The organism is Micromonospora echinofusca (assembly GCF_017614955.1).
Lineage (GTDB): Bacteria > Actinomycetota > Actinomycetes > Mycobacteriales > Micromonosporaceae > Micromonospora > Micromonospora echinofusca_A.
Genome location: NZ_WVUH01000299.1, coordinates 1 through 9100, shown reverse-complemented (window position 1 = coordinate 9100; position 9100 = coordinate 1). Strand labels below are relative to the sequence as shown.

Here is a 9100-nt window from a genome sequence, read left to right as displayed (position 1 = left end):
GGCTATCGTGGGGTTCGCTTGGACGGCAGGAACGATCCCGCCGCCGACGATCGCAGGGCCGCTCTCCCACACGCGCGGCTGGTCACGGCGGGAACGACGGCCCCGTCCAAGCCCATCCAGCAGGTGTAAGCCCGGTGCTTCAGCGGCCACGGGTGTCCTCCCACAGCAACACGTGCAGGCGGCTGCTCAGGTGCCAGCCTCTTGCTATGACCGCGTCCGCGAGCTCCCGCATCCCGCCCAGGACTTCCTTGCTGTTGGTGCCTTCGGGCATCACCCACACCGGGTCCAGCCCGAACCGCTCCTGCAACCGGGCGATCTCCTCCAACTCCGCTGCGCTGGTGGCCACGAACTTGAACACGGCCCGTCCCGAGGCCGCCAGCGCCGACAGGGCGGCCGAGTCGATGCGCCGCCGACCGTCCCTCGCCCCGGCGAAGCCAGGCAGCTTCGGAGACACGTTGAACGAGGCCGTCGACGCGACCAGATCCGTCAGGGGAACGACCGTACCGTTGGTCTCGATCTCCACCCGTCGCCCTGCCTCGGTGACCGCCTCCACCACAGGCAGCAGCCGATCCTGCTGCAACAGCGGCTCGCCGCCGGTGATGACCAGCAGCCGCGTCGGCTGCGCCAACACCCACCTGACGACCTCCTCAGCGGTGCGCTGGGTTGTGTGCGCGCGCAGATCAAAGCGGGAGACATCCCAGGTGTACGGGGTGTCGCAGCGTGGGCAGGACAGGTTGCACCGCGACAGGCGCAGGAACACCGCCTGCTGACCGGTGCTCGGGCCTTCGCCCTGCAAGGTCGGGCCGAAGGTCTCCGCGACGAGCAACGGCAGCACCGGCGAACCCATCGGGATCGGCGGCACGGCGGGCGTGGTCGGCGCGGTCATGACAGGCCCGGCCCGTACTCGGCGAACGTGGATGCCGTCTCCGACACCCGGACCTTCTCCACCCGCACGGGGGCCGGGAGCCGCAGATGGTCGCAGCACCACCGGTAGAAGTAGGCGGCGAGGTGCTCGCTCGTCGGCGGCGCGTCCAGGACGGCGTTGAGGTCGCGGTGGTCGAAGTGGTCGCGGACATGCGCGCCGAACGGGCCGAGTTCGGCGAAGTCCACGACGAACCCGGGCAGGGTCAGCTCACCATCGGTGACGAGGTGCACCTCGACTATGTAGCTGTGCCCATGAACGCGCGCGCACTGGTGGCCTTCGGGCAGGTCGGGCAGCGAGTGCGCAGCCTCGAACCGGAACTGCTTGCCGATGCGGTGCATCTAGATCACCTCCGATGTGGTGGCGTACGCGGTCGGGTCCGTCACGCCGGCCACCTCAAACGCCTCGCGCCGCTCAACACAGGTGCCGCATGTTCCGCAGTGCCGCTCGCCGCCCTTATAGCAAGACCACGTTTCGGCGAACGGCACACCGATGACGTCGCCGAGCCGGGCGATGTCGGCCTTCGACCAGTCGATGAACGGCGCAACGACGCGAAAGCCTGCGGGCAGGAAGCCTTCGTTCGCTATCCGGGCAGCTGACTCGTAGGCGGCCAGGAACGCCGGGCGACAATCGGGGTAGATCGGATGATCACCGGCGTGGGCACCGAACGCCACCACGTCCGCACCAGCGGAGACAGCGCGCGCCACGGCCACATCGAGCATGATCGCGTTGCGGTTCGGCACGACCGTGGCGCGCATCGACACATCGGTGTAGTGCCCGTCAGGCACATCGACCTGGACGTCAGTAAGAGCCGATCCCGACAGCACACCGACGATGCCCGTCAGGTCGACGACCTCGTGCGGCGCGCGCAGGGCCTTAGCGGTCCGTGCCGCGTAGTCCAGCTCGCGACGGTGCCGCTGCCCGTAGTCGCACGACAGCAGCGTCACCGCTGACCCGGCGCGATGCAGGGCATAGGCCAGAACCGTGCTGTCCATGCCACCGGAGACGATGACGACGACGTGCGCGGGCACCGGAGTGACCAGCGGCAGTGCGAGGGTATTCACGGCCGCGACCTCCGCCCGGCCACACTGAGAAACTCCGACCGCAGTGTGGCGTCGCGTTCCAGCGCGCCGCGCCACGTCGAGGTCACTGTCGAGGCACCCCGCGCCTTCGCGCCGCGGAGCGTCATGCAGAGGTGTTCAGCCTCGACGAACACTCCGATGCCACCGTGGTCCGGAACGACCCGCTGCAGTCCGTCGGCGATCTGCTGCGTGACGTTTTCCTGGACCTGAACGCCGCGTGTGGCGTGCTCGACCAGCCGCGCCAGCTTCGACAACCCCAACAGCCGAGCACCCGGGAGATATCCGACGGTCGCCGAGCCGACGAACGGCAGCAGATGATGAGCGCAGATCGCGGCGAACGCCACATCCTGCACGATGACGAAGCCCTGATGCTTCGCCTCGTTGAGGAAATCTGTCGCCTCGAATGGCGTCGGCGTCAGCATCTCGCCGTACGACAGCACCATCCGTTCCGCCGTCCGCCGAAGGTGCTCTACTTGGGTGTCGACGCCGAGCGCGACCAACATCTGCTCAGCGGCGGCAACCGCAGCAGCGACGTCTGCGCCCACCACCTGAACGGGCGCAGGTTTACGTGTTTCGATCACCGTCATTTGCCAACTCCTTGGTGTGAAGGTCCGAGCTGTAGTGCTGCGGAGTCCAAACATGGGTTCACATGCGCGGCATGCTGCTTCGGTTGGAAGATGACGCCGCTGAGGCCGCCTGGAAGTAGCAATCGGTGCAGTCATGTCAGGTCGGAGGGTGGCCGGCTGGCGCCGGAGCGGATCGCCTGTTCAGGAAAGCCGAATGACTAGATCAAATCGACGGGGGTTGTGTTGTCTCGCTGTTGTCTCCTGGCTGTAATCGAATAGTTTCCGCAGTTGAGCGCGTATCTTTCTGGCTGTTTTTGGTTAGCGTGACGGCGGTGACCGGGAGGCAGGATGACGTGAGCACCATCGCCACGGAGCCAACTCTTGGTGCATCCGCTGAGCTATGTCCGGTACCGATATTTGTTAGGGTTGGAAGAAATTCTGCCTACCCCGCAGGCGCCATTACGGCCGATTGGGTGAGAGCTCTGATTCAAACAAGTGGTCGTCGATGTCGGTAAGCCTCACGGGTCAGCTCCGACAATTCGCTGACGTCAGATGACCGGCGCTGACGGAACTTCAGCTCGCACTGCCTTGAGGTCCGCACTGACCCGCGTAGCGGCATAGCCGCCTATCGGCAGCTGTATAGGCTCCGACCGTCAGGAGGTCGAGGTCAAGTGCTTGGTGAGAGACGAGTCGGCGTTGCTGTTGGCTCTCGCAGAGCGGGGCGTCGGGTTGTCGGAGCCGGTGCGCCAAGATGATTAGGCGTATGCGCCTGCTACGTGGCCGTACGGGATGCTTAGGCGCAAGGTGTCCCTCGCTCGGCTATGTACGCAGTCCGTCCGGCACGTGTTCACGGTGAGGTGGCCCATGAACAACGAGCTGACCTGCTTGAGCACGAGACCGTCGTGACCGATCACAGGTAGATGCATGACGCGCTGCTAAGGATGAGCTTCACTCCGACTGTGTAGATCGCCATGATCCGCATGACTCGGTACCTGGGGCGCGATTGACGTGGTCGATGGGTTGGGAACTCTTTTGGAGCTGGAGACCATGGCGAGCGAGGATGCGGCTGGTGTGGCGACGCAGGAGCTGTTGAACAGCCAGGGCGCGTCGCTGGGCGTGGCAGTCGAGCTTGTGACGCAGACGTACGACTACCTGCTTCGGGCCGCCGGGGGCAGCCAAGGGGGTAGTACCGCCATCGGTGTGTAGGTGTGTGTTCAGGGGAACTGCAGGAGTGGCACGTCGTAGAGGTCTGGCTGGCGGACCCGTCGCAGCGCGGGTTCGGCGATCTCGACGATCACCATTTCGGTGAGGAACTGTACGGTCGCGGCGAGCAGGTGGCTGGTGTGGGCGCTGGCGCTGTGTGCTTTGAGGCCGACGGTGAGGTGGATGTGTGGCTGGATGGTGTCGCTGTCCGGGTCGTAGGTGAGAGTGCCGCCACCGAGGGCTTCGATGTTGGTGAGGTGGACTCTTGACCAGACGGGGGCGTTGGGGTTGTCCAGGCGTTCGCAGGTGCCGACGAGGTCGGCGGTGGCGAGACCGGCGATGAAGGTGGGGATGTAGCCCTGCCGGATGTTGTGGGTGCGGCAGGTGCGGTCGAGGGCGTCGTAGAAGTCCTCGCCGTGCTCGAAGACAGTGAGGATGGTGCGGCCGGTGACGACTTCGCGGCTGCGCAATGCGGGCTCCTTCACGTTCGCGGCATAGTGGTTGCCGGGGTCGGCCACGGCCAGGGCTCGTCGGGGTTGGCCGTGGCGCGGAAGGCTTGTGCGGCTTCGTGGGTGGTGGCGCCGGCGGCGAGGGTCAGGTGGAGCAGGAGTCGGGCCTTGTAGGGGTCGAGGAATCCTGCGGGAATGAGGCCTCGGTTGGTGAGGTCCCGTTCTGAGCCGGGGAAGCCGTAGGTCGAGGTGAGGACAGGGCCTGCTCCGGTGCGGGAGGCGAGGACCACGGGGATCGTCTGGGCGAGGGCGGTGAGGGTGGCTACCCAGGTATCGGGAACGTGTCCGACGCCGAAGCCGGCGATGACGAGCCCGTCGAGCTGCGCTGCGATTGCGGGGAGGCTGGTGCCGTCGTCGCCGAGGGTCGCGGTGTAGAGCCCGATTCGGGGCCGGTGAACCGGCGCGGGTAGGACGTGTCGCGGCGGGGCTGGGCTGACGAAGCGGGGTTGGCCTTCGACCAGGTAGCCGACGGGTCCCCCGGTGGGGGAGGTGAAGGCGCCGGTGCTGGTCGAGTGTGTCTTGCGGACCCGGTCTGCGGCGTGGATCTCGTCGGCCATCACGACGAGCACGCCCCTCTCGCGAGCGGTCGGGCTAGCGGCGACCGTGATGGCGGCGAGCAGGTTTGCGGGGCCGTCGGGTCCGGCGAGTGTGGGGTTGCGCATCGCGCCGGTGACGACGACGGGCTGCGAGCCGGGGTGGAGGAGGTGGAGGAGGTACGCCGTCTCTTCGATGGTGTCGGTGCCCTGGGTGATCACGACTCCGGTCGCTCCACTGTCAGTGGACTGGCGGATGGCTTCGGCGACATCTGTGAGATCACCGAGGGTGAGTGAAGCGCCCGGGTGGGTGCGGTAGGAGACAGCGTCGACGGCGATGCCGGTCTCGGCGAGGCCGGGTATCGCCGCTACGAGGTCTGCCACGGTGAGCGCGGGTACGACCCCGCCAGTGTCGGACGCGGTCATGGCAATGGTGCCGCCGAGCCCGAGGACGGTCACCCGTGGGGGCGCGGGCGCTGCTGGTGACACGGCTGGCCTCCAGTGATGACGATCTTTACTGCAGGGAGACTAGTCGGTGGCCACCGCGGCGGTGGCAAGGTAGCGGCACGCGCGGTCGACGCCGTCGGTGGACAGGTGCCGGCTGCGTGGCTGCACCACGGCGGCGCAACCGCGATCCGCGAGGTCTCGGCAGCGCTGGGCCAGGGTCTTCCAGTCCAGTTCAAGGTGGTCCGCGAGGGCGCGGAGCCGCTGGGGTGAAGCTGCGGCCGCGATGATGGAGCGGCCAGCGGCGTGTTGGGCGTCGTCGTCGTACCCGCGGATGGTGCGGCGGTCGTCGGTGACGTCGACGTACCAGATTCCCTGCGCGCCGACCCAGGTGGCGATGACCGCGTGGCGGTCGCGATCGGTGACGAATCCCTGCGTACCGGCGTACTCGGGTTCATCGGTGATGACGACCTCGATGCCGTGTGACTCGATGAGGGCAACGGCGAGGAGGAGTAGGATCCGTTCGCCGCGGGGCGAGTCGTCGACGGCTGTCCGCGGAATACAGAACACACGGACAGGACCGGGGTGCCCGGGGTCGACTTCGGTGGCCTGCAAGTACTTCTGCTTGTGTGTGAACAGTAGCCAGGTGCTGGCTTCCTCCCCTCGTTGCTCCCGCGTCCAGTAGACCGGACTGTCAATGAAAGCGTCGGCATGCCGCCGGATGTGCCGCGCGCAGAAGGCGGAACCGAGCCACATCATTCCGACGTCGGTCATGTCGGCAGCCAGGTCCCGACTGACGGCGGAGCGGCTCATGCGCTCGTAGACGCCCAGTTCGCTGGTCGCCCGCTCGATGAGGGCATCGTCGGCCAGGAGAGCCTCATCCAGGTTGCTCATCGCCCAGAGCAGGGCCAAGACCAGCTCGTCGAGCTGATAGGCATGGGGGATAGGCAGACGCGCGCCGGGACCGGCATGGGCGAGGCGTCGGCGGGCGTGACGGGCGTCGAGGCCGAAGAGGCGCACGCCCTGATCCGCTTCCGTGCGGCCGATCACTAACCCTCGATGCGGTCCGCGAAGCAGCGGAGCGTCGTGGTATCCGGCGGGTACGGTCGCGAGTACCTGGTCACCGTCGCTCGTGGCGTTGTGGACGTGCGCGGGGATCGCCAGTCCGGGGAAGAACCTGCCCGCAGGCGCCCAGAGGCCGTTGGCGAGGGTCTGCGAGCCGAAACATTCCCCCGCAGATGCGGGGTCGAGGAGTGACAGTGACGTCTCCGACGGCGGTGGCTGGCGGCGGGTGGGCAGGCAGATGTCGGCCGCGCGACTTGGGGGTGGTGCCGTTACCGGACTCTTGAGAGACAGCATTCGGATGACGTCGTACCCCCTGGTCAGCTCGCCATCCGTTCGAAGGATCTCGTCGCAGCGGATCCAGAAGTCACGGCCGATGCTCTGACGACCCCGTTCGACGTTTGCGATGGTGCTGCGCACGTAGTGCGTCAGAGGGGCGAGGCTCTCTTGCGTGTATCCGGCAGCCTTACGGGCTTCCGCAAGTCGCCTGCCGAGCGCAGCCCTGGCCCGGATGATGTCTGGAGGCGAGGATGCTGACAAGTCATGCTCCAATCGGGGACGAAGAAGAAGACCAGCGACGCTGAAACCTTTCGGGGTGACCTATCGTCGCCACTGTAATGCCATGCGGGACGGCCGGTGCTATAGCAGGCGAGTATGGGCCAGCGCGAACCCGCTCGAATGGGCGCGCCAGCAGCGGGCACAGGGAGACAACGGACGCCATCAACCACTGCGTTCTATCGCCACCGGATCGAAGTCGAAGCGGACGGTGACGTACACATCAGACGCTGCCGCCTTCTGTGTCGATAAGTGTCATCGTTGTTCTCCGACAGTCCTATGACATTCATGTTTCACTGGGCACTCGACCGTGATGCCATCATCCGGATTGTTGGTTGGATGTCGGCATCGCCAGATTGGTATTGCCGACACCGGCCGACGTCGCATTGGGTCGCTCCATGGCAGCGCTACGAATGCCAACGTTTCGCGCCATCCACCAGAAGGGCTGGAACGAGCCAATCGAGGGAGGTTCGGTATGCGTGTTGCAGTGAGAGCTCCGCGGCTGCCGGGGCTGCCACCGGTGGCAACTCCGGCCACTTCCCCTGATGGTTGGCGCGGAGTGGTCAGTGTCGTCGAGAGATGGACCAGCCTGTCCCACTGGCGGCAGTACTTTCGCATCCAGCGGAGCACACAGGCACACACCACCTCATGGGAGCGATCAGCACGGCCGTCGACCGGGTCACGAGTTGCCGGCGATCGCCTGCTGGCAGGTCCACACCTTGACGCGACCGGCGGCCTGACAAGTCGTTGTCGATCCACCGACGGGGGCCGAGCATGACGCTGACCGATACCACGATATGCCGCGCGACCGGCGACGATATCGTCGCGCTGGCCGAACTTCTGGCCGACAGGCTGCTGGCCGGGCCCCTGGGTGCCTGGCTGGTGCCTGACGTGGCCGCCCGCCGAGAGCTTCTTCCCAGCTATGCGGAGCTCGTGTTGGCGCACGCGGTGGAGCACGGCCAGGCCGACACTACGGAAGATCGTGCCGCAGTAGCGGTCTGGTATCGCAGGTTGGAGCCTGGGCCGCCGGCTGCGGCTTTGCTGCACGACCTGGGCCGGTTGCTTGGTGGACACGCCGCCCGGTTCGCGATGTTTCACGCCTATGTCGATGTCGTGCGTCCTCATGCCCCGCATCACTACCTGGCTCACGTCGCGGTTGCCTCTGAAGATCACGAGAGGGCTGCGAGCGCGATGCTGGCGGGTCATCACGGTGTTCTTGACGCTGAAGGGCTGCCGTCGTACGCGGAGCTGGTCAGTGACCGCCCTCGGGAGGGCCTGCTCGCTCGTATCGGTTACGAGCCGCGGTCGCCGATCCTGCTGGAGCCGGGAGGCCCGGCTCTGTGGCGGATGTGCCGGCCTCCGTCCGGCGCGCAGCGACCTGGTGGGCTGCTGCGGCGGATGCGCATGTCCCGCGCTGTGACGCCGTTCCGTGGTCGCGTGATCCCGGCGCCGACCTCGCGTTCTTCCTGACCGCGCCCGGTAGGGCACCGTCCAATTCACCTGCTGGCGATGGTCCCCCCGACGGGGCCACCTGCCCGCACCCGATCCTAGAAGGAAGCACTTTTTCATGTTGTCCGTAGCTGCGCGTCCTCTCACCGCGTCACCACCACGACATCCCAATGCTGGGCGATGGTCGCCGGCATGGCTGACGGCCCCACGCACCGGTGCCGTCGTCACGGGTGGGGGAGATGTGCCGTCGGATGTCTACGTGTGGGGGTACGCGATCCGGCGGGTGTGGCCGGACGGTACTCATGACCTGTTCGGGTTCACGCCCGACAGTGGCGTTGCGCGGCGTCGGCTTGACCGTGATCGGGGTTTCTGGGTCGCGGGCCCGGTGCGGCCGGCGGCGGTGTACGTCGTGGCCGCCGACGCCGCCGACGTGAGGCGGCATCCAGTGGACGGGTGCCGGTTGGCGTCGTGTCCGGACTCCCAGGAGCGGGGGCAGCGGCGATGAGGTCGACGTATGTGCAGGTGGCGTTGGCGCGGCGGACGGTGACTCCGTTCGGGTTGTGGGTGTTCGGGGCGGCGGCGTCGGCGCCGATGGTGGTGCTGGCCGGTGGCATCGTCGCGACGTACGCGACTACCGGGGTGGTCGCGTTGCCGTTGACGTTTGTGCTGGTCGCGGCGGTGGTGGCGGTGCTCGCGGTCGGGTACGCGGCGATGGCACGTCAGGTGGGGCACGCGGCGGCCTACTACGGCATCCTGGCGGCGGGTCTGGGTCGGG

8 protein-coding genes and 1 pseudogene are annotated in these 9100 nt (G+C 66.9%); 2 read left to right on the top strand and 7 right to left on the bottom strand.

Annotated elements, in window-relative coordinates:
- Positions 1–139: 139 nt before the first annotated feature.
- The 7 genes from GSF22_RS26110 to GSF22_RS36175 form a co-directional block, all read right to left on the bottom strand.
- Positions 140–886: a 7-carboxy-7-deazaguanine synthase QueE gene (locus GSF22_RS26110; protein ID WP_208816386.1), complete on the bottom strand. Its 747-nt coding sequence runs from the start codon at positions 884–886 to the stop codon at positions 140–142.
- Positions 883–1263: a 6-pyruvoyl trahydropterin synthase family protein gene (locus GSF22_RS26105; RefSeq protein WP_208816385.1), complete on the bottom strand. Its 381-nt coding sequence runs from the start codon at positions 1261–1263 to the stop codon at positions 883–885. Before GSF22_RS26105 ends, GSF22_RS26110 begins: the two co-directional genes overlap by 4 nt.
- Positions 1264–1986 carry a 7-cyano-7-deazaguanine synthase QueC gene (queC, locus tag GSF22_RS26100; protein WP_307804332.1) on the bottom strand — a complete coding sequence of 241 codons (723 nt, stop codon included), beginning with the start codon at positions 1984–1986 and terminating at the stop codon, positions 1264–1266.
- The gene (gene folE / locus GSF22_RS26095) at positions 1983–2591 is read right to left on the bottom strand and encodes a GTP cyclohydrolase I (protein ID WP_208816383.1); all 609 of its coding nucleotides are present in this window, start codon (positions 2589–2591) and stop codon (positions 1983–1985) included. Before folE ends, queC begins: the two co-directional genes overlap by 4 nt.
- A 1193-nt stretch (positions 2592–3784) precedes the next feature.
- The gene (locus GSF22_RS26090) at positions 3785–4243 is read right to left on the bottom strand and encodes a PPC domain-containing DNA-binding protein (RefSeq protein ID WP_208816382.1); all 459 of its coding nucleotides are present in this window, start codon (positions 4241–4243) and stop codon (positions 3785–3787) included.
- 11 nt (positions 4244–4254) lie between these two features.
- Entirely contained in the window at positions 4255–5304 is a 1050-nt protein-coding gene (locus GSF22_RS26085) for an asparaginase (protein WP_439957807.1), read from the bottom strand.
- Positions 5305–5343: 39 nt separating this feature from the next.
- Positions 5344–6861 carry a helix-turn-helix domain-containing protein gene (locus GSF22_RS36175; RefSeq protein WP_244454150.1) on the bottom strand — a complete coding sequence of 506 codons (1518 nt, stop codon included), beginning with the start codon at positions 6859–6861 and terminating at the stop codon, positions 5344–5346.
- Between the two features lie 789 nt (positions 6862–7650).
- Here GSF22_RS36175 and GSF22_RS26075 point away from each other — a divergent pair.
- Both GSF22_RS26075 and GSF22_RS26070 read left to right on the top strand, forming a co-directional pair.
- Entirely contained in the window at positions 7651–8346 is a 696-nt protein-coding gene (locus GSF22_RS26075) for an N-acetyltransferase (RefSeq protein WP_208816380.1), read from the top strand.
- A gap of 480 nt (positions 8347–8826) precedes the next feature.
- A pseudogene (locus GSF22_RS26070) lies at positions 8827–9100 on the top strand (APC family permease); the annotation flags it as partial.